Annotated in this window: 1 protein-coding gene; it reads right to left on the reverse strand. The window is 55.8% G+C overall.

All coding sequences use genetic code 11. The annotated features are described in order from the left end of the window. The coding region (locus tag IB232_RS23375; RefSeq protein ID WP_192400902.1) for a DUF1302 domain-containing protein at positions 1 to 495 on the reverse strand (495 nt) is incomplete at both ends.

Consider the following 495-nt stretch of genomic DNA (forward strand, 5'->3'; position numbering starts at 1 on the left):
TGCAGCCATCGGCGACAAAGTCTGCTCCTGCGAAAAATGTTCCGCAGTTGTCGAGCACGGTTTGATCCCACTCCAACTGGTAGAACAGCTCCGCCGACAGGTTCTCCGATAGTCCCTGCGACATGTAAAACATGTTCACCGGGATCAAGCCTTCCTTGATCTCGGCCCCTGGCCGGCGGAAAGCAGCGGCGTCCACAGGGTTGATGGCGTTGATGCTGTTACCGATGAAAACGCTTTCGCCCCAGCTCACAACCTGTTTGCCCAACCTGACCGAGCCAGGCAAATCGCCAATCAGGTAGTTGTGGTAGGCGAAGGCATCCAGCAGTTCGTAGCCAGAGCTCTGGGCACCTGTCTTGCGATTACTGTCATCGATGTCATAGAGCAGCCGGTGCTCGTCCTTCAGCTCGAAGTCATACCAGTACTTCCCGCGCAGGAAGATGCCGGTCTCGCCGTACTTCAGCTCTAGGTCATGGATGCCTTTGAAGATCTTCGAGA

The sequence above is a fragment of the Pseudomonas sp. PDM15 genome (assembly GCF_014851565.1).
Taxonomy (GTDB): Bacteria; Pseudomonadota; Gammaproteobacteria; order Pseudomonadales; family Pseudomonadaceae; genus Aquipseudomonas.